At 37.7% G+C, this 20,696-nt stretch carries 23 protein-coding genes; 20 read left to right on the top strand and 3 right to left on the bottom strand.

Annotation, left to right across the window (positions count from 1 at the left end):
- The first annotated feature begins 35 nt into the window (after positions 1-35).
- The 10 genes from C3K47_RS02710 (at position 36) to C3K47_RS02665 (ending at position 9,321) form a co-directional block, all read left to right on the top strand.
- The gene (locus C3K47_RS02710) at positions 36-797 is read left to right on the top strand and encodes an SDR family oxidoreductase (protein ID WP_103787557.1); all 762 of its coding nucleotides are present in this window, start codon (positions 36-38) and stop codon (positions 795-797) included.
- Positions 798-909: 112 nt separating this feature from the next.
- Complete coding sequence (locus tag C3K47_RS02705; protein WP_103787556.1) at positions 910-1,359, top strand: GatB/YqeY domain-containing protein; 450 nt, start codon at positions 910-912, stop codon at positions 1,357-1,359.
- A gap of 127 nt (positions 1,360-1,486) precedes the next feature.
- Positions 1,487-2,263: an alpha/beta fold hydrolase gene (locus tag C3K47_RS02700; protein ID WP_103787555.1), complete on the top strand. Its 777-nt coding sequence runs from the start codon at positions 1,487-1,489 to the stop codon at positions 2,261-2,263.
- 187 nt (positions 2,264-2,450) lie between these two features.
- Complete coding sequence (locus C3K47_RS02695; protein WP_103787554.1) at positions 2,451-3,113, top strand: CBS domain-containing protein; 663 nt, start codon at positions 2,451-2,453, stop codon at positions 3,111-3,113.
- An 86-nt stretch (positions 3,114-3,199) separates the two neighbouring features.
- Positions 3,200-4,081 (top strand): NAD kinase, encoded by an 882-nt coding sequence (locus C3K47_RS02690; RefSeq protein WP_103787553.1) that lies wholly within the window; start codon positions 3,200-3,202, stop codon positions 4,079-4,081.
- Positions 4,082-4,100: 19 nt separating this feature from the next.
- Complete coding sequence (gene porG / locus C3K47_RS02685) at positions 4,101-4,901, top strand: type IX secretion system protein PorG (RefSeq protein WP_103787552.1); 801 nt, start codon at positions 4,101-4,103, stop codon at positions 4,899-4,901.
- A gap of 18 nt (positions 4,902-4,919) precedes the next feature.
- Positions 4,920-5,660 (top strand): isoprenyl transferase, encoded by a 741-nt coding sequence (locus tag C3K47_RS02680; RefSeq protein ID WP_103787551.1) that lies wholly within the window; start codon positions 4,920-4,922, stop codon positions 5,658-5,660.
- A 22-nt stretch (positions 5,661-5,682) separates the two neighbouring features.
- Positions 5,683-8,220 carry an outer membrane protein assembly factor BamA gene (bamA, locus tag C3K47_RS02675; protein WP_103787887.1) on the top strand — a complete coding sequence of 846 codons (2,538 nt, stop codon included), beginning with the start codon at positions 5,683-5,685 and terminating at the stop codon, positions 8,218-8,220.
- 18 nt (positions 8,221-8,238) lie between these two features.
- Positions 8,239-8,766 carry an OmpH family outer membrane protein gene (locus tag C3K47_RS02670; protein WP_103787550.1) on the top strand — a complete coding sequence of 176 codons (528 nt, stop codon included), beginning with the start codon at positions 8,239-8,241 and terminating at the stop codon, positions 8,764-8,766.
- Between the two features lie 45 nt (positions 8,767-8,811).
- Positions 8,812-9,321: an OmpH family outer membrane protein gene (locus C3K47_RS02665; RefSeq protein ID WP_103787549.1), complete on the top strand. Its 510-nt coding sequence runs from the start codon at positions 8,812-8,814 to the stop codon at positions 9,319-9,321.
- Between the two features lie 64 nt (positions 9,322-9,385).
- Here C3K47_RS02665 and cfa read toward each other — a convergent pair whose 3' ends face one another.
- Complete coding sequence (gene cfa, locus C3K47_RS02660; protein WP_103787548.1) at positions 9,386-10,528, bottom strand: cyclopropane fatty acyl phospholipid synthase; 1,143 nt, start codon at positions 10,526-10,528, stop codon at positions 9,386-9,388.
- A gap of 198 nt (positions 10,529-10,726) precedes the next feature.
- Between cfa and C3K47_RS02655 the strand changes: the two genes are divergently transcribed.
- Both C3K47_RS02655 and C3K47_RS02650 read left to right on the top strand, forming a co-directional pair.
- Positions 10,727-11,404: an MCP four helix bundle domain-containing protein gene (locus C3K47_RS02655; RefSeq protein WP_103787547.1), complete on the top strand. Its 678-nt coding sequence runs from the start codon at positions 10,727-10,729 to the stop codon at positions 11,402-11,404.
- 37 nt (positions 11,405-11,441) lie between these two features.
- The gene (locus C3K47_RS02650; RefSeq protein WP_103787546.1) at positions 11,442-12,194 is read left to right on the top strand and encodes a L,D-transpeptidase family protein; all 753 of its coding nucleotides are present in this window, start codon (positions 11,442-11,444) and stop codon (positions 12,192-12,194) included.
- 69 nt (positions 12,195-12,263) lie between these two features.
- Here C3K47_RS02650 and C3K47_RS02645 read toward each other — a convergent pair whose 3' ends face one another.
- Positions 12,264-13,151, bottom strand: a complete 888-nt coding sequence (locus C3K47_RS02645; RefSeq protein WP_103787545.1) for a dienelactone hydrolase family protein — start codon at positions 13,149-13,151, stop codon at positions 12,264-12,266.
- A gap of 111 nt (positions 13,152-13,262) precedes the next feature.
- Positions 13,263-14,288 carry a tetratricopeptide repeat protein gene (locus C3K47_RS02640; RefSeq protein WP_165784617.1) on the bottom strand — a complete coding sequence of 342 codons (1,026 nt, stop codon included), beginning with the start codon at positions 14,286-14,288 and terminating at the stop codon, positions 13,263-13,265.
- A gap of 223 nt (positions 14,289-14,511) precedes the next feature.
- On the opposite strand from C3K47_RS02640, the gene C3K47_RS02635 reads away from it, so the two are divergent.
- From C3K47_RS02635 to C3K47_RS02605, 8 genes are all read left to right on the top strand, one after another.
- Positions 14,512-15,408 (top strand): cation diffusion facilitator family transporter, encoded by an 897-nt coding sequence (locus C3K47_RS02635; RefSeq protein ID WP_103787543.1) that lies wholly within the window; start codon positions 14,512-14,514, stop codon positions 15,406-15,408.
- 192 nt (positions 15,409-15,600) lie between these two features.
- Positions 15,601-16,245: an alpha/beta fold hydrolase gene (locus C3K47_RS02630; protein ID WP_207765225.1), complete on the top strand. Its 645-nt coding sequence runs from the start codon at positions 15,601-15,603 to the stop codon at positions 16,243-16,245.
- Between the two features lie 74 nt (positions 16,246-16,319).
- Positions 16,320-16,442, top strand: coding sequence for a hypothetical protein (locus C3K47_RS19775; RefSeq protein WP_262508170.1), 123 nt, complete (start codon positions 16,320-16,322; stop codon positions 16,440-16,442).
- A gap of 9 nt (positions 16,443-16,451) precedes the next feature.
- Positions 16,452-16,949, top strand: a complete 498-nt coding sequence (locus C3K47_RS02625) for an RNA polymerase sigma factor (protein ID WP_103787542.1) — start codon at positions 16,452-16,454, stop codon at positions 16,947-16,949.
- The gene (locus C3K47_RS02620; RefSeq protein WP_103787541.1) at positions 16,912-17,523 is read left to right on the top strand and encodes a hypothetical protein; all 612 of its coding nucleotides are present in this window, start codon (positions 16,912-16,914) and stop codon (positions 17,521-17,523) included. The genes C3K47_RS02625 and C3K47_RS02620 overlap by 38 nt, the downstream gene beginning before the upstream one ends.
- A 193-nt stretch (positions 17,524-17,716) precedes the next feature.
- A complete protein-coding gene (locus tag C3K47_RS02615; RefSeq protein WP_103787540.1) occupies positions 17,717-18,166 on the top strand; it encodes a DoxX family protein in 450 nt (149 codons plus the stop codon).
- Between the two features lie 15 nt (positions 18,167-18,181).
- Positions 18,182-18,631, top strand: a complete 450-nt coding sequence (locus C3K47_RS02610) for a DUF1569 domain-containing protein (protein ID WP_103787539.1) — start codon at positions 18,182-18,184, stop codon at positions 18,629-18,631.
- Positions 18,632-18,768: 137 nt separating this feature from the next.
- Positions 18,769-20,550, top strand: a complete 1,782-nt coding sequence (locus C3K47_RS02605) for an aminopeptidase P family protein (RefSeq protein ID WP_103787538.1) — start codon at positions 18,769-18,771, stop codon at positions 20,548-20,550.
- The last annotated feature ends 146 nt before the right edge of the window (positions 20,551-20,696 follow it).

Raw genomic sequence — 20,696 nt, 5'->3', positions numbered from 1 at the left:
AACTGAAGTTAAATCAATAAACAATAATCTAAATAATGAGAAAGATAGCAATGATTACCGGCGCCACATCTGGCATTGGTGAGGCTTCTGCGAATATTTTCGCAAAAAATGGTTATCATTTAATTATTACAGGCAGAAGAGAAGAGCGTTTGCAAAAGCTTGCTGAACAGTTAAAGGTGGATTATAAGATTGATGTACTTCCATTGGTTTTTGATGTACGAAAACTGGAGGAGGTTAAAGCCGCCGTAGAAGTGTTAAACGATGATTGGAAACAGATAGACGTTTTATTGAATAACGCGGGGCTTTCAATCGGTTTGGAACCTATACAACAAGGTGGTTTTGAAGATTGGGAAACCATGATCGATACTAACGTAAAAGGTTTATTATATGTAACCCGTTTAATAAGTCCTTTAATGGTGCAGCGCAAAAGTGGACATATTATCAATTTAGGTTCAATTGCCGGAAAAGAAACTTATGCAAATGGCAACGTTTATTGCGCTACTAAGCATGCGGTTGATTCCTTAAATAAAGCCATGCGTATTGACCTCTTACCTCATAATATTAAAGTAACAGCCATAAATCCAGGCGCAGTGGAAACAGAGTTTTCAATAGTGCGTTTTAAAGGAGATGTTGAAAAGGCAAAAAATGTATATAAGGGTTTTGAGCCTTTAACCGCTACTGATATTGCCGATACAATATATTATGTTGCCTCATTGCCACCTCATGTTAATATCAATGATCTTACCATTATGCCAACTGCTCAGGCAAGTGCTGTTTATTGGAATAAGGTCAGTTAGCCTAATTTAAACTATTATATGCCTATATTTTGGCTATAAGCAGATAAATTAACAACTTAGTACATAACACTTTTCATAACCATACCATCATCTATTAAATAATTCAATTACAATGTCATTACTGGAGAAAATTGATCAGGATATAAAAAAGGCCATGCTGGCTAAAGAAGAGGCTACTTTACGTGGTTTGAGATCGATAAAAGCTGCTTTACTGGTAGCAAAAACAGAAAAAGGGGCGGCTGAAGTATTGTCAGAAGATACAGAAGTGAAAGTACTGCAAAAGCAGGCCAAACAACGCAAAGAGTCGGTTGATATTTATTTGGCACAAAACCGCGCTGACTTAGCGAAAATAGAACAGGAAGAACTGGATGTTATTGAAGGCTATTTGCCGAAACAATTGTCGGAAGAAGAAGTGGAAGCAATTGTAAAGCAAATTATCGCTGAATCTGGTGCTTCAGGTATGAAAGATATGGGTAAGGTTATGGGTTTATCGACCAAAGAACTGGCCGGTAAAGCCGATGGGAAAATTGTTTCTTCAGTAGTGAAAAAATTATTAGCCTAACTTTTTTAAATAGAGTTGATTACCTTTTGCCAAAGTTGCTAATCATTTTTTGCGTTTGTTAATTTTTTGTTTTTGAAAGGCCATATTTAATTTTAACTATATATTTGGTCCGAGATTTAGAATAATTATGAGTTATCAGTTAAGAGAAGAAGACGGTTTTAAGTACATCGATGAAGGCAATGGTGATGTATTGATTTTATTGCATGGGCTTATGGGTGCATTAAGTAACTGGGAGCCTGTTGTAGATCGTTTTTCTAAAGATTACAGAGTAATTATTCCTGTGTTGCCACTTTATGATATGCCTTTGTTAACCACCGGGGTTAAAACACTTTCAAAGTTTTTGCACAAGTTCGTAGAACATTTGAAGCTGGATTATTTCACTTTGATGGGTAACTCTCTTGGTGGGCATGTTGCCTTGATCTATGTTATCAATCATCCTGAACATATTCATTCCCTGGTATTAACAGGAAGTTCGGGTTTGTACGAAAATGCGATGGGCGCCTCGTTCCCTCGACGCGAAAGTTATGATTACATTAAAGAAAAGGTAGCTTATACCTTTTATGATCCGGCAATTGCTACTAAAGAACTGGTTGACGATGTTTTCTCAACGGTGAATGATCGCAATCGTGTTATTCGTATTCTGGCTATGGCTAAATCGGCCATCCGTCATAATATGGAGAAAGATTTGAATAAAATTAATGTTCCAGTTTCATTGATTTGGGGCAAAAATGATAAAATTACTCCACCTGATGTGGCAGAAGAGTTTCATCGTTTATTACCTAATTCAGAATTAAACTGGATCGATAAATGTGGACATGCGCCTATGATGGAACAACCTGGAGAATTTAATCAATACCTTGATAAGTTTCTTCAAAAGGTATATCCCAACGGAACCACCAAGTAAATCTGCTGAAGAGTTTAAAAGCCTGCGACTATAAAATTATAGTTACCTGCCAACAATGGCTTGGGTTTTGTTTACCAGATAATTCAGCAGTTATACACTTACGATATGAAAAGCATCGAAAGTGTGACTTAAGAAAGTTTGATTTCTGAAGCATATTGTCTACTTTAATAGTATAGAACTCAATTATATGGTAGCCGCACACTTTGTCAGCGATTTCATTCCTCCTCTGCGGACCTCTGATTCGGCTCAAAAAGCTTTAGAACGGATGGCTGAATTTCGTGTGAGCCATTTACCAATAGTTAATGAAAGCGAATTTCTCGGCTTAATTTCCGACCATGATATTGCTGAACTTGTAGATCTGAATGAGCCTATAGGCAGTTCGAGCCTGTCGACTACTTTCCAATCGGTTAACGAAGATCAACACATGTATGACGTAGTTCGGTTAATACATGAGCAAAAACTTAGTCTGGTACCAGTGATCGATCATACTAATCAATATAAAGGCGTAATCACCTTAACAACTTTGGCTGAATATGCTGCCACTCTAACAGCTGTTGAAAGTCCCGGAGGAATTGTTATCCTTGAACTGGGCGTTCGTGATTTTTCATTAGCCGAAGTATCCAGAATAGTTGAATCAGACGGAGCATTAGTTTTAAGTTCTTATGTAAAAACATTCAGCGATTCTACCAAACTCGAACTCACCATAAAGGTCAATAAAACTGATCTTACAGGAATTTTGTCTTCATTTCAACGCTTTAATTACCATGTTAAAGCCTCTTATTCTCAGGTTTCCCACTCTGATGATACCATGGATCGCTTCGATTCATTTATGCATTACCTAAATATGTAGGTGATAGGTTAAAGAAAATTTATATCTTTCAACCCTGAAATTAATCTATTCGTTTTATTTATAAGGTATCAGTTAATTAATCATCAATGAAAATTGCCCTTTACGGACGACAATTCAGTAATAATTCATTGCCATTTGTACAGGAAATTATCGACAACCTGGTTCGTCATGGGGTTGAAATTCTCATTTTCGAGGATTTTAAAAGATTCATTGAGTCGAAGAAGATAAATACAGCCAATGCCGAATCATTCAGTGATCATTCCGATTTAACCGGTCATGTGAAATGCATGCTTAGTTTGGGAGGCGATGGAACGTTGCTCGATACCTTGTCGATGGTAAGGGATTCTGGGTTGCCGGTTTTAGGTATTAATTTGGGTCGTTTAGGCTTTTTGGCAAGTATTAATAAAACCGAAATTAGAAATGCGATCGATGCATTGGTAAAGGAAGAATATACCCTTGATAAAAGGGTGCTGATTAGCCTCGATTCTTCAGATGCCGATTTGTTTGGTGAGGTTAACTATGCTTTGAATGAAATTACTATTCATAAGCAAGATGCTTCCCCAATGATCATTATTCATACGTATATCAATGGTGAGTTTTTGAATTCATACTGGGCCGATGGACTTATTATCGCCACGCCCACGGGTTCAACAGCTTATTCATTAAGTTGCGGCGGGCCAATTGTATTTCCTCAATCAGGGAATTTTGTAATTACGCCCATATGTCCGCACAATTTAAGTGTTCGCCCTATTGTTATTTCCGACAGTAGTGTGTTAACCTTTAAAATTGAAGCACGGGCAACTCAGTTTTTGGTCTCAATGGATTCCAGGACAGAAAAGGTAAATACCAATGTGGTGCTTACTGCCAAAAAGGAAAGTTTTTCAATTAATCTGATACGCCTCTACAATGAAAGTTATTTAACCACGTTAAGGAACAAGTTAATGTGGGGACTGGATTCTAGAAATTAATCAGACAACTAAGCATTCGATGTTTAAGAAAATAGTTGCCGGCTTAACGGTTTTTGTTATTATAATTGCTTTTAATGCCAGTGCGCAGAAATACGAATTGGGACTTTTTGCTGGTACTTCCGGTTATAAAGGCGATTTGAGCCAGTTTAATTATTTACGTTTTACTGATCCTGCGTTTGGTTTGGTTTTTCGCACCAACTTTAATCCCCGTAATGCTTTAAAGGTTTCGTTAACGCACGGTAAGGTTCAGGCCAATGATGCAACATCAGGCATTCCTGATCAGGAGTCTAGAAATCTTCGTTTTCAATCTGTAATTAATGAATTATCGATACAGTATGAATTCAACTTTTTTAGTTTGAATCCATTCATTGAAGACGAACGCTTTTCTCCATATTTATCTGCCGGAATATCGGTTTTTAACTTCGATCCGAAAGCGGAAAATGGTCAACGGTTACAACCTTTGGGAACAGAAGGACAGGGTTTGGCCGGAAATTCCGATCGTTATAAATTAACTGATATAGCAATTCCATTAGGTTTTGGATTGAAATATCGAATGAATGACCGATGGAATTTGTTTAGTGAACTAGGGTACAGATTTACATTTACCGATTATATTGATGATGTAAGCGGGTATTATGTTAATTTAAATTCAGTGCCATCTACTTTAACAAAAACATACGCCGACCGTTCACCGGAAGCCGGTTATCCGGCTAACTTACCGGGTAATCAACGTGGTGATTTACGCAAAAATGATATGTACATGTTTGCCGTTGTTGGCATATCTTTTAGTTTTGTATCTTCGCACTGTCCAAGTTTTTAGCATAGCAGCGTAAAAAAAATGAGTTTTAAGGAAAAGATCGATATAGATCGCTTACCGCGTCATATTGCCGTTATTATGGATGGCAATGGTCGTTGGGCAAAAGAGAAAGGGAAATTGCGGGTTTTCGGGCATCAAAACGGTGTTAAAGCTGTTAGAGATACAGTTGAAGCTGCAGCCGAATTGGGTGTTGAATACCTTACTCTCTATGCGTTTTCAACAGAAAATTGGAAACGACCTGCTTTGGAAGTTACCGCGTTGATGGAGTTATTGATATCTACCATTAACCGTGAAACGAAAACGTTGATGGAAAATGATGTTCGATTAAATGCTATTGGAGATTTAAAATCCTTGCCATCAAGATGTTATAAAGAATTGATGGAGGCCATAGACAAAACAGCCAATAATAAACGTTTAACATTAAACTTGGCACTTAGTTACAGCTCGCGTTGGGAGTTAGTAGAAATGGCAAAAAAACTGGCAACTAAGATCAAGAACAATGAATTGGAGGCAGCAGACGTTAATGAAGAATTAGTTTCGTCATTGCTTTGTACAGCAGATATGCCTGATCCAGAGTTATTGATACGTACTAGTGGAGAGCACCGCATCAGTAACTTTTTATTATGGCAAATTGCTTATTCAGAATTATACTTTACAGATACCTTCTGGCCTGATTTCAGGCGGGAACATTTGTACGAAGCCATATTTAATTATCAAAATCGCGAACGTCGTTTCGGCAAAACAAGTGAACAAGTTATATAATATATCGATTCCAACTGACTTAATGAAGAGGACCCTTTTAACAGCGTTATTAACTTTATTGCTGTTTAACTTAACCCAAGCCCAAATTATTTATAAACCGCAAGCAAGGCCCCAAGTAGATCCTAATGCTCCTAAAGAATATACTATAGGCGGAATTACTGTTACCGGTACACAATCGCTTGACAACGATGTCCTTATTACTATATCCAAATTAAAGGTTGGTGATCGTATTAAGGTTCCGGGCGAAAAAATTGCTAATTCAATAAAAGATCTTTGGGCACAAGGTCTGTTTGATGATGTACAGATCAACATAACAGATATTCGTCAGGATTCTATTTTTCTTGACTTATACTTGCTTGAGCGTCCGCGATTATCAAATGTGATTTTCCGAGGTTTGAAAAAATCAGAGGTCGACGATTTGAATGAAAAAAAGCTAAAAGATATTACTGGTAAAGTTGTCAATGATAACCTCATTCAAACCACTTCATTAGTAGTTAAAAAGTATTTCGTAGAAAAAGGTTACTACAATACAGAAGTGTTAGCTTCACAGCGACCAGATACGTTATCGGGTCGTACATCATTAATTTTAACTGTTGACAAGCATACAAAGGTTAAAGTGAATAAGATCACTTTTGAGGGTAATACGGCATTAACAAATGCCAAACTTAAAAAGGCGATGAAGAACACAAAGGAGCGTAAGCCTTATAAGATCTTTGGTTCTAAAAAATACCTTGAAGCTAAATACATCGAGGATAAAGCTGAAGTTATTAAGAAATATAACGAACGCGGATATCGTGATGCAGATATTGTAATGGATACGGTTTTTCGTCATGACATGTCGGCGGTTGATATCAATATAAAAATTTCAGAAGGACATAAATACTATTTTGGAGATATTAAATGGGTTGGAAACGCCATTTACAAATCGGAACAACTGACCCAGATTTTAGCAATTAAAAAAGGTGATGTTTACGATGAGGAAAAGATGGAGAAACGTTTGCGTAACAGCCCTTCAGAAGATGATGTTTCTTCATTATATCTAAACAATGGTTATTTATTCTTCCAGGTTAACCCGGTTCAAACAAGCGTTAAAGGTGATACGATTAACCTTGAAATGCAGATTTTTGAAGGTGAACAGGCAACTATTAATAAGGTTTTGGTAAATGGAAATGACCGTACCAATGACAAGGTTGTATTGCGTGAGATAAGAACCAAACCGGGAGACAAGTTCAATAAATCCTTATTGATCCGTACTATCCGTGAGTTGAACCAATTGGGTTATTTTGATGAACAAAAAACTTCTCCTGATGTTAAGCCAAACCAACAGGACGGGACTGTTGATTTAGCATACAATGTTACCGAGAAGCCTTCAGATCAATTAGAGTTATCAGGAGGTTTTGGAGGTGGTCGTATCATCGGTACACTAGGTTTAACCTTCAATAACTTTTCGTTACGTAAGTTATTTACCAATGATTGGGGAGGTATTTTACCTGCCGGTGATGGCCAGAAACTTTCATTACGTATTCAATCAAACGGTAAATACTACCAGGCATACAGTTTCTCGTTTTCAGAACCATGGTTAGGTGGAGATAAGCCTCGCTATTTTTCGGTAAGTTTTACCCACACCAATCAAAATATATATGGTTATAACCGCTCAAACCCAAATTACTCGGGATTGCAGTTAACCGGAGTTTCGTTGGGTCTGGGTCAGCGCTTGAAATGGCCTGATGATTACTTTACACTGAATACCTCATTGTCATTTAATAAATATGACTACCAAAACTATCAGGGATTTCAGTATCCAACGGGTACTTCTTATACATTCAGTTTAACAGAAACTCTAGGTCGTAACTCAATTGATGCTCCTATTTATCCTACTTCGGGTTCAAATATTCAGTTGAGTGTTGAGTTAACGCCTCCTTATTCATTAATGAATGGCCGCGATTATTCAGATCCAAATATGTCTGATCAAACCAAGTATAAGTTTACTGAGTTTCACCGTTGGAAGTTTGATGCTGGTTGGTATACTAAGGCTACTTCATCGAGTAAATTGGTATTCCACATGGGTATGCACTTAGGATTTTTGGGTTATTATAATAGTGATATTGGAACCACCCAGTTTGACCGTTGGAAAGTAGGTGGTAGTGGTTTGCAAGGGTACGATTATATCCAGGGTGTTGAAATTATTCCTTTGCGTGGTTATGCCGACAATTCGGTTACACCTGAAGGTAAGCCGAATAACTATTATTCAGGAAGTCCAATATACGCCCGTTACCTTGTTGAGCTTCGTCACCCGATTACACTAAATCAGCAGGCAACCATTTTTGCGTTGGCTTTTGCCGAAGCAGGTAATACTTGGGATAATTTCCGCACTTTCCAGCCGTTTAATGTTAAACGCTCTGTTGGGGCAGGGGTTCGTATTTTCCTTCCAATATTTGGTATGTTAGGGCTTGATTATGGTTATGGTTTCGATCAGGTACCTCCAATTCCGAATGGTGGAAAACCAAATAAAGGTCAGTTCCACTTCTCAATAGCACAACAACTTGGTTCAGGATTTTAATTTGTAGAGCGCATTCAAATGAAAAGAATTGTTTTAACGCTGATTGTCATTTTATGTCTTGGTGCTTTTGCAGCCAAGGCGCAAAAAATTGGTTATGTTGATACAGAGTATGTGTTAAAGCACATGCCTGAGTATGCCGCCGCTCAAAAACAGGTCAATGATCTTTCTGAACAATGGCAAAAAGAGATCGATAAGAAATTTGATGAAGTGGATGCTTTATACAAGGCTTATCAATCAGAGCAAATGCTTTTAACCGATGCAATGCGTAAGAAACGTGAAGAGGAAATTGTGAAGAAAGAAAAAGAAGCAAAAGATTTTCAGAAACAAAAGTTTGGACCTGATGGTGAGCTTTTTGCCAAGCAAAAGGCGTTGGTAAAGCCTATTCAGGATAAGGTTTACAAGGTAATTGAGCAGATTGCTGAAGACGGTATGTATGCAATTATTTTTGATAAGTCAAATGGAATGCTATATTCGAGCCCGCGTTATGACAAGAGTAACGATGTGCTGGCAAAACTGGGGTTAAAACCAGGTGAATTTGCAAAGTAAGAGTAAATAACCAAGAGAAATATTTAAAGAAAACTGAAGATTAAAATGAAGACAATTAAAGTTTTAGTAGCGGCGGTAGTGCTGTTGATTTTTGCGGGAAACGCTAATGCACAAGTTAAATTTGGCCATATTAATGTAAATGAGCTAATTGCTGCAATGCCTGATATTAAAGTTGCTGATAAAACTGTTCAGGACTTTGCAGGTACTTTAGATGCTCAAATGAAAACTATGGGTACTGAATATCAGACTAAGGTTGCTGATTTTCAAGCAAAGGAAAAAACCATGACTGACGCAGTTAAAGAAACCAAAGTAAAAGAGATTCAGGATTTAGAAAAACGTATTGGTGAGTTCCAACAAAAGGCTCAACAAGATATCGGCAAAAAACAAGAAGAAGTATATGCTCCTGTATTGAAAAAAGCTGAAGAGGCCATTAAAACTGTAGCAAAAGAAAATAACATTGCTTACGTATTTGATTCAAGCAAAGGTGTTTTGATCCAGTTCCCTGAAGGTGATAACATTTTACCTTTGGTTAAAAAGAAATTAGGTATTCAATAATATAAAGTTGAAACCTTATGTAAAAGGCGCTTCGTAGAAACGAAGCGCCTTTTATGTTTAGCCATTATCTTAGAGCCTGGTATATGACTGTTGAATTTTTTGAGAATACCAACTGCCAAAGCTGCGTATGTCGCGATCTGAAAGAGCCTGCACAACTCAGCAGGTAATAGTTCCACATTCTAAAGAATTTTTCATCATAAGCTGATTTTAACTCTTGCCAGTTTAAGTTAAAGTTCTTGTGCCATTCCATTAATGTTTTGTCATAATCAGGGCCAAAATTATGTAAGTCCTCAATTACAAAAAACTCCTCGGTTGCTTTAGCAATTTGCGCCAAACTTGGAATCAGGCAATTAGGGAAAATGTATTTTGATATCCAGGGATCGGAATGTTTGTCGGATATATTACCACCAATAGTATGCAATAAAGAAAGACCACCATTCTTTAAACACCTGTGGACAACCTCAAAATAAGTCCTGTAATTTTTTAATCCTACATGCTCAAACATGCCCAATGATACAATGCGGTCATACTCTCCCTCAACATTTCTATAGTCTTGCTTTATTAAATTAATGGGTAATCCTTTACATCGTTCGCGGGCAAGTGCCAGCTGCTCGTCAGAAACATTTATGGCGGTAACTTTTACATCATAATTTTCAGCGATGAATTTTGAGAGGCTTCCCCAGCCACAGCCAATGTCTAAAATATGCATTCCCGGTTCGAGGTAGAGTTTTTTACAGGTCAGATCAAGCTTGGCCTCCTGAGCTTCATCTAATGTTTTGGCATTTTTCCAATAACCACAGGTATAGGTCATTCTTTTGTCGAGCATTTTAGCAAAAAGTTCATTGCCTAAGTTATAATGGTGTGCAGCATTTTTGCCCGCAAAATTTATGTTTTGAAGGTTGGTTAACTTGGCTTCCAACCCAATCAGTTGCGTGCCCCAATCCAGGCGGGCGGCCTTGTCCAACCCGCTAGCTAGAAGTTTTGCAAATAATTCGTCTAATTGCTTACAGTCCCACCAACCGTTCATGTAACTCTCTCCTAAACCAACCGAACCTTCGGCTAAAACCTTGTGGAAAAAAGCAGGGTTATGCACCTGAACATCGAAACTGGCCGTTCCATTAATGTTAACTCCTGACTTATCTAATAAAGATTTTAATTTTTGCTCATATTGGCTACCGGAAGGAGGGGCAAGCGAAATAGATTTCATACCCAAATTGTTTATTCAGAATAAAATGTACTCAACTATTAATTTATGGAATTATAAAGAATTTCTCAACCAACGAAACTGACCGGTATTATTTTTCAGTAGGTAAAAATGTAAGCAGGATAAGTGGCAAATTATCAGAATATATGTACTTTTCCGTTTTTTAAGCTATCAACCAATTTATAATTACAAAAGAAGTTTATGATGAAATGGGCATTTACCCTGCAACAGAAAGCTAAGATTTCAGTTTTACTGGTGTTGGTTTTTGTGATCGTTCTCTTTAAAAACATTTACGACCGTAAGAATGTAGTAGCCCTTGGCGCTTCTTTTTCTACTGTTTATGAAGACCGTCTGTTGGCCGAGAGTTACATCTTTCATTTTGCCGAAAGCCTTCACAAAAAGATGGAGGCCATTGAAAAATCAAACCTGACAGATAAAAATGTAAAACAGCTAAAAGACAAACTTAATAAGCATAATACAACTATTGATTCCTTATTTTTTAGGTACGAATCCACCAAACTAACTGTTCGGGAGTCGATTTGTTACAACGAGTTTAAAAAAACAGTACTTAACCTGCGCAAGCTCGAAGAGCAGTATTTAAACAGTGAGTTTGAACAAGGATCAGTTCCTAAGTTTATTACTGTAATGGATTTTAAACTTAGCACGGCCGCGCAAAAGCTTAATCAGTTGTCGGAAATACAAATTGCCGAAGGAAAGGCATTAAATGAGCAATCAAAAAAGATTATAGCCCGATCAACATTATTGACCCAGCTTGAGCTGGGCGTGCTTATTTTTATTGGTCTGATCATTCAGGTGTTAATTTTTACTTCTAAATCAGTGATGCCTAAAAAATCAGCCGGCGGACACGATTTGAATTAAAATCTTTTTAGCAGCTATCTTATACATCTATTAATACATGATATTACTACGTCTTGCCTTTTTAATTAGCATTGGTATTGGTTTGATCGATTTACCTGCCGATAATTTTAAACAGCAACAACTTGCCAATGAGCGGGTAAAAGGGGCCTATGCTAATCATTCACAATCATTGTTTTTATTACTTAACATCTATGGTATTGAAAGACAAAAGATGGAAATACTTTTGTGTGCCTACAAAAACGAGCAATTACTTGAAGTATGGGCCCGAAATAAAGGTGAGCAAACGTATAAACTGATAAAAGAATACCCTTTCTGTTCTTTATCCGGAGTTTTAGGTCCCAAACGAAAGGAAGGAGATAGACAGGTTCCTGAAGGGTTTTATTACATCGATCGCTTCAATCCAAACAGTTTGTTTCACTTATCTCTGGGAATCAACTATCCAAATCAATCCGATAAACTTTTGGGAGATAAATTCTATCCGGGTGGTGATGTGTTTATACATGGCAAATGTGTTACCATTGGTTGCATACCGCTTACTGATGAGAAAATAAATGAACTCTATATTTTAGCTGTTGAAGCAACCAATAATGGACAGGTTAAGATCCCTGCTTATTTATTCCCATTTAAAATGACGGAAAAGAATTTTAATACGATAGTTCAGGAAAAGAAGACTTCGGGTAGTTTAAAAGCCTTTTGGATGAATTTGAAAACCGGTTATCAGAAATTTAATAAGAGCCCTAAACCCTTAGCCTTTAAAATTGATAAAAAGGGGATGTATGTTTTCTTATAATAGATAAAAGGCAAGCAATGCTAAAAACAGTAAAGTCACCTTTGATGAGGTGACTTTACTATTTATCTCTTACGCTAATTTCTCCTTAAAAAAATCGATGGTTCGTTTCCAGGCCAGTTCTGCTGCGGTTTTATCGTAACGAGGTGTGGTGTCATTATGAAAACCATGATTTGCATTTTCGTACATATAAACGGTATAATCCTTATGGTTTTCTTTTAAAGCTTTTTCATACGCCGGCCATCCCTCATTAACACGCGTATCTAAAGAAGCATAATGTAATTGAAGTGGTGCTTTTATTTTAGGTACATCCTCAACAGGAGGTTGTCCACCGTAAAATGGAACGGCCGCAGCCAGATCAGGAATTTGAACAGCGATCATATTCGCTATCCAACCACCGAAACAAAAACCAACAACACCAATTTTTCCATTGCAGTCGGGATGGTTTTTTAAATAATCAAAGGCTGCTATAAAATCTTCAAGTATTTCATTGCGGTCGCGCTTGCTTTGCAACTCGCGTCCCTGATCATCAGTGCCCGGGTAACCTCCCAATGGTGTTAATGCATCGGGGGCAATTGATATAAATCCGGCAAGTGCAGCTCTGCGGGCCACATCCGCAATATGAGGGTTCAATCCGCGGTTTTCATGCACTACTATAATACCTCCTAATTTCTTGTTCGTATCGGCAGGCTTTGCCAGTTGCGCTTTAATCGCTCCTCCTCCTTTGGGCGATTGATAAGTAATAAATTCAGTTATTAAACGTGGATCATCATCTTTAACCTGTATGGCATTAATATAATCCGGCATAATGAAACTCATCAACGAGGCAAGGGTAATACCTCCAACAGCGTAGACAGAAAGCTGATGAATAAAATCTCTTCGGTTCAATCGATTATGAGCGTAATCATCATAAAGGTCAAACACTTCTTGTTTAATATCTTCTTTCTTTAGTTCATTCATAATGGTTATATGTTTGATTTAAAGATAAGCAAATGGTGAAATCTTCCGGAACTGACAGTTAATAGTTTTTAGGCATTTGATTAATCTAATTCACACGGCTGTATTCTTCTTTTAAAACCTTCGTTCCGTTTTTTCGTACCACTGCTCCATGGCTTTCAGGCTTTCTTCGTTCCGCTTGATCCATTCCCTAACGCTGGCATCGTCTTTGGCCAGGCTAATGTAATAGGCAAAAGCCTCCACATTATTGCTTTTTACCAATTGGTCATAAAAGTCAACGTAAAAGTTCCACCAAAAACCTTTTCTCTCCTTCTTTAATTCGGCCAGCGTGCTAAAAATTAACTTGGTGTTTTCAGCGAATAACTGCGCATCTGTTTTTAACTTGTTAGCTTCGCTTGTATTTGTCGCTTGGATCATTGATAGCATGAATTCGGCCGTTAAAAATTCATCCTTGCTATTACCTAATGTGATATTGATTGTTTTTTCTGAAGATTTTGTAACTCCTTGTTTGAGCAGCTCATCCAGTTTTTTATAAGCCTCGGTGCCTCGTTCGCCCGAAGCCCCTAGCAGCAGGAAATTGTACAAGGCTAAAACTGCTTTAACACGATTACCTTTTTGAATCATCGTTTTTGCTAACACTAAATGACTGGCTGCATGTTCACTGTTAAGCCTTAACGCATTAATGATTTCAGTTTCGGCATTATCATATTGCTCCATACCAAAATAAGTTACGGCAAGGTTAAAATAAAGCAGGTAGGTAGGCTTTACCGTTTTAATGGCAGTTTTGTAGGTTTCAACCGCTTTTTCTGCTTTACCGGTAATATCTAATGCATTGCCGGATAAGATGTAGGCGTCAATAATTTCATTTGCTTCTGGGTAAGCAAACACTTTATTGCAATAAGCAAAGGTCTTTTCATAATCTTTTAACTGATAATAGGAAAAGGCCATTTCATAATTAGCCAATGTTGAGTTGTTATTGATCTTCAGAGCCGCCTCATATTTATTTATGGCTTCGGTGTAATTGCCGGCATCATGTAGTTTGATTCCCTGATTAATCAACGTGTCTATATTGTTGGTGGTTTGTGCAAAAGCACCGATTGACAATAAACAAGTAAGGCAGATTAAGTAAATTCTTTTCACTTTATAGTTCAATAATGGTAATGGATGTAGTGTTGGAGAGAGGCGTAATAGATGGTTTTAAAGATGTGAAAAAAGTTTAAAGGCTACAATGCAAACCATAAGGCAAATCTTTTATTTTTGCACATATTTTTCATAGCATCTTTAACAACCCACAATATAGGTACAGGCTAAACTTAATTAATGGTTGACCAATCAATAGATGCAAATCACACATTAATTAATAATGAACGATATAACCGAAGCAAATCAAAAAACGGCTATAAAAGCAACCTATTTTAGTATTATTGGAAATTTCTTTCTTGCAATTATCAAATGGCTGGCAGGTTATTTCGGAAATTCATATGCCTTAATCGCCGATGCTATTGAATCAACTGCTGATATCCTTTCTTCATTATTAGTTTTATTGGGCCTGAAATATACCAACAGACCCGCCGATGAAAACCATCCATACGGCCATGGACGATTGGAGCCGTTAATTACCTTTATGGTGGTAGCATTTCTTGTTACTTCTGCTACAGTAATTGCTTATGAAAGCATCCAGAATATTAATCAACCGCATGCATTGCCTCGAAAATTTACTTTGTTAATTCTTATTCCTTTGATCATCTGGAAAGAAGTGTCGTTTCAGCTTGTTATGAAAAGAGCAAGACAAACAAACAGTTCAGCTTTAAGAGCAGATGCATGGCACCACCGCAGCGACGCAGTTACCTCTTTAGCCGCGTTGATAGGTATTTCTATTGCTCTTATTTTCGGAAAAGGGTATGAGTCTGCCGATGATTGGGCCGCCTTGTTTGCTGCGGGTTTTATTTTGTTCAATAGCTATAAGATTTTCAGACCCGCTCTTGGTGAAATAATGGATGAACATATGTACGATGATCTGGTTGACGATATCAGAAAGGTGGCCTTAACTGTAAAGGGGATTGAAGCCACGGAAAAATGTTTTATAAGGAAAGCGGGAATGATCTATCATGTCGACCTTCATGCTATAGTTGAAGCAACAATAACTGTTAAACAGGGCCACGATATTGCGCATCAACTTAAAGATACACTAAGGAGAGAAATTCCGCAGTTAGGTCACATATTAATACATGTTGAACCTACTCATTCTTTAGATAGTTAATTTAATTTTTGTTGAATTTTAGTTGCTGCTATGATTTGTGTCAAATCCTTTTCTAAACCTATTAGCTTTTAAAAAACTAAGCAGCGATGTGAAAACGCTGCTTTTTTATCTTTTCGAAAAAATAACTTTTTCAAAAGCTGTAACATTTTAAAGCTTGTGGTATCTAAAGACAAAAAATTAAAAGATACTACAATGAAAAAGATCAAATTTTTACTCATTCTTCTTGCCTTTATATTAGTCTGCATCAACGTTTTCGCAGCAACCACACCTCCGTTTAATGTAACAGTTTCTGGTAAAGGTAAGCAAGCCATTGTGTTTATCCCCGGCTTTACCTGTTCGGGCGATGTTTGGAAAGAAACCACCGCAGAGCTAAGCAAAAACTTTAAATGCTACACCTTAACCATGCCCGGTTTTGCCGGACAAAAAGCCCAGGATGATCCTTCGCTTAATGGTTGGGAAAATGAAATCATCGAGTTTATTAAATCTGAAAAAATTGAAAAACCTATAATAATTGGTCACAGCATGGGAGGTGTGCTTGCTTTAATGCTGGCAGCCGATCATCCTGATAAAATCGCAAAGATTGTTGTGGTGGATGCCTTACCATGCTTGTCAGCGGTATTCAATCCAAATTTTAAAAGTGTTGAAAATCCTGATTGCTCACAGCAAATAGCTACCTATACCAAAATGGATGATACCAAGTTTGCCCAAGCGCAGGCAGCAGGAATAAAACGCCTGGTTGCCGACACAACCAAGTACAACCTAATTACCAATGGGGTTTGCAAACCGACCGTAAAACCTACGCTAAAATGTATTGCGATTTGTCGAATACCGACTTAAGAGCCTCGGTTGCTACTATAACTTGTCCTGTGTTGATTTTACTCGAAGCGCCTTTCAAGCAATTTGAACCAATAATGAAAGCACAGTATGCACTGCTTAAAACAGCACAACTAGAGTATTCTTCCAAGGCCCTGCATTTTATCATGTACGACGATAAGGATTGGTATATGGGCCAATTTGCTAACTTTATCAAATAAATCACATCAATGACTTTTGAAGAAATATATCAAATCTATTCGCCAAGAGTTTACCGCCTGTGCATGGGTTATGTAAATGATAACAGTTGGGCAAAAGATATTACCCAGGAAACATTTATAACCGTTTGGCAAAACCTGGGAAAGTTTAGACAGGAATCTTCGGTAGGTACCTGGATATTCAGAATTGCCTCCAACAATTGCTTACGACAGATAGAACGAGCGAAGAAATCCTTGAAATCAGAACTGCCCGCAGAAATTGAAGAAAAGTTTTCGGATGATAATTCGGAGCAGGAAAAGTTATTGTTCAGGTTTATCTCTGAACTTGAAGAAACAGACAGGCTGATTATTTCCCTAGAACTGGAGGAACTGCCCCAGGCTCAAATCGCAGAGATTATCGGTATTTCCGAGGGAAATGTAAGAGTGAAAATTCATCGTATTAAGGAAAAAATTTTAAAGAAATTTCAGCAACATGAACAACTTCAACGACATAAAACAACTTTGGCATAAACAGGAAGTTACTGACTTGCCAAATGTAAAAGCGGTAATTGAAAAGGCCATCAGTTTCAGAAAAAAGGCCCGCTTCAACATAATTAAACACAATGTGATTTTAACGCTTACCGCCATTTATATCACCTTTGTTTTGTTTTACTATAAACCTGAGTTTTTTACTACCAAGCTGGGTGTTATTATTGCCGTAATAGCTATTGTAATGGCTGTGATAATACAATCAAATATGCTGCAAGGTTTATTCAAATCAAGTTCATCCGAAGAAAATAGCCATCAATACCTGCAAAAAATGATCAGGTATAAAAGTCAAATGAGCTTTTTTCAAACTAAAATTATGAAAGCATATTTCATTTTGCTTTCATTGGGGATGGGTTTGTACCTCTATGAATATGCGATAAGAATGCAATGGCCTTACGCCGTGCTGGTTTATTTGGTTACTTTTGGATGGATCGGTTTAGCGTGGGTTAAATTTGTACCTAAACAAGCTGCTTCAATTAGTAAAGGGATCAATGAAGTAATTGAACAACTTGAACGAGTAAACAACCAGTTAGTTGAAAAAGACGCTGTTCAATAATCATACATCGTTGCTGCTATTTGTAAAAATGTAAGCTATTTGGTTTCGTGTGTTAATTTAAGTTGATAAATTTAATTGTATTCAGGGCCTGCATCGATAATGAGACAAACATTTTGGATAAGACATCAGTTCCTCCAGCCTTTTCTTATGTAGCAGGCCAAGCATTTCCTAGGAAATAAATGTTAAATAAAGTATGAAACCCCTGATCGTATTAATTGCAAGTTTTTTCATTGCTTTTTTGGCAAATTGGGCGATAGGTAACGGCTTAAACTTTGTTTTTGCCGGCAATTTAGCCATGAGCTTAATGCTGATTTTTACAGCCCTGGGGCATTTTAAGTTTGCAAGTGGCATGGCGTTGATGATTCCTGAATTTGTGCCCTACAAAAAACAGCTTGTTTATATTACTGGTATTATGGAAGTGTTGGCGGCAATTGGCTTGCTAATTCCTTCCCTACGAAATACAACTGCAATTTTGCTGGTCATTTTCTTTGTGCTCATTCTACCGGCCAATGTTAATGCAGCCATTCGACATATCGACTTTGAAAAGGGCAATTATGAAGGCAATGGACTTTCTTATTTATGGTTCAGGGTGCCTTTGCAAATTTTTTTCATTGCCTGGATTTTTTACTTTAGCTTAAACTAATTGAACATATTATACATGAAAAACTTATTAAATGCAGCTGACAATAATGAAATTGTTGAGCGGATCAATCAGCTTACCAACCAAAGTCAGGCTCAGTGGGGAAAAATGAATGTGTCGCAGATGCTTGCACATTGCCAGCAGCCTTTAAAAATGGCGTTTATTGAAAAAGGGGTAAAGAAAACTTTTATAAGTGTGTTGTTGGGTAGTGTGATCAAAAAGTCTTTTTTAGGTGATAAACCATTTAAGAAGAACTTACCTACCGACAGTTCTTTTAAAATAGTTGACGAACGTGATTTTAACAAAGAAAAAGCTGAGCTCATCCAGCTGATAAAAGGTTATTCTGAAGGTGGAAGTACGGCAATTGTGGGAACAAAACATCCGATTTTCGGCACAATGACACCAGACGATTGGGGGATTTTATCATGGAAGCATCTCGATCATCACTTGCAGCAATTTGGAGCATAAGAGTACGCGTTATTGATAGTTTGGAGGCAAGATTTACAGATGTGAGCAGGTCGGGAAATTGTGGGATAAAGTTTAATAATCATTATTTCCTGCCAACTAGATAAGGTATATTTACGCCTCAAAACTATCAATCAATAATGAAGTATACAGAAAAACTAAGTGCCATTCGCGACCAAATGCAGCAGAATGGTATTGACGCCTATGTTATTCCTTCTTCCGATCCGCATATCAGCGAATATTTACCTGATCATTTTAAGTGTATTGAATGGACTTCGGGCTTTAGTGGTTCGGCAGGTACCTTGGTGATCACTGCTGATTTTGCCGGTTTATGGACTGATGCGAGATACTTTGTTCAGGCGGCTGATCAATTAAAAGACTCAGGTTTTGAACTGGTGAAGCTGAGGGTTCAGGCAACACCTGAATACGTCGAGTGGCTGACCGAACGGTTGCCTAAAGGTTCCACTGTTGCATTTGATGGTCGTTTAGTGGCTGCCGAGCTGGTAAAAACCATGCGCGCAGGCTTTAATCGTTTCGGCTTTAAATTAGATACCAAATCGGATTTATTAGGACCGATTTGGGTGAACCGTCCACCATTTTTAAGAAATCCGGTGTTTACTTTACCTGTTTCCACTACAGGTGAATCAACAGCCGATAAGATCAAGCGTTTGCGTGCTGAAATGAAAAAACAGCAGGTCGACTTTCATTTGATCTCATCAATGGATGATACTGCCTGGTTATTAAATGTACGCGGCAGCGATGTGGAGTGTAACCCATTGGTGTTAAGCCATACGTTGGTTTCGCAAACGGAAGTTATTTGGTTTGTTGATTTTAGCCGTATTGATAATGCTACTAAAGATGAATTGGAAAAAGCCGAAATCACTTTAAAACCTTACGAAGCTTTTGTTGATGCTGTGCAAGAACTGCCTGAAGGAAAATCGGTGCTGGTGGATGCTAAAAAGATCTGTCAGTTAGTTTATGAATCAATTCCGGCGGAAGTAAACATTGTTGAAGGAACTAATCCAACAACGCTGTTCAAAACCATAAAAAATACCGTTGAACAAGAACACATTCGGCAAACAATGGTGAAAGACGGTGTGGCGATGGTGAAGTTTTTGAAATGGCTGGAAGAGAATATCGGCAAAACCTATATTGATGAACTTACAGCTTCGGCAAAATTATACGATTTCAGAGCTGAGCAAGAAGGATTTGTAGGGGAGAGTTTTGGGACGATTTCTGCTTACCGAGGTCATGCCGCATTACCCCATTACCGTTCAACAGAAGAAAGCAATGTGGAGTTAAAAGCCGAAGGTATTTATTTGGTTGACTCCGGAGGGCAATATCACACCGGAACTACAGATATTACCCGTACGTTAACTCTTGGCAAACCAACCGATGAAGAAAAGAAAGATTATACCCTTGTTTTAAAAGGAATGATCGATTTGAGTCTGATCCGTTTTCCTGAAGGAACTAAAGGTTATCAAATGGATGCTTACTCGCGTAAATGGTTATGGCAAGCAGGCTATAATTTTGGGCATGGAACCGGTCATGGAGTTGGTTTCTTTTTAAATGTGCATGAAGGACCGCAAAACATCAGTGTTTCGGGTGCTATTAATGTGGCATTTCAACCGGGTATGCTTAACTCTAATGAACCTGGAATTTATCGCCCTGAAAAACATGGTATCCGTATTGAGAACCTGGTGCTTTGCCAGGAGGATGTTAAAACTGAATTCGGGCAGTTTTATAAATTCGAAACGGTGACCATTTGTCCGATTGATAAAAACTTAATTGTTAAAGAGATGCTGGATGAAACCCAGTTAAACTGGTTCAACAACTATCATCAGTTTGTTTATGATAAACTTTCACCAAATCTAAATACTGAGGAACAGAGCTGGCTGAAAGAAAAAACTAAGGCTTTGTAATTTCATAAAAAAATAGCGTCCAGGAACTGAAATTCTTGGGCGCTATTTTTTATTTATCTGTTCTATACTAAACAATGCCTTTTCGAGCTTTGCATTGGGTTCATTAACAACCCAAAATCTCCACAACTAGATACATTGTATGCGGT

It is taken from the genome of Solitalea longa (assembly GCF_002920915.1).
Classification (GTDB): Bacteria; Bacteroidota; Bacteroidia; order Sphingobacteriales; family Sphingobacteriaceae; genus Solitalea; species Solitalea longa.
This window is presented reverse-complemented; position numbering and strand designations above follow the sequence as displayed.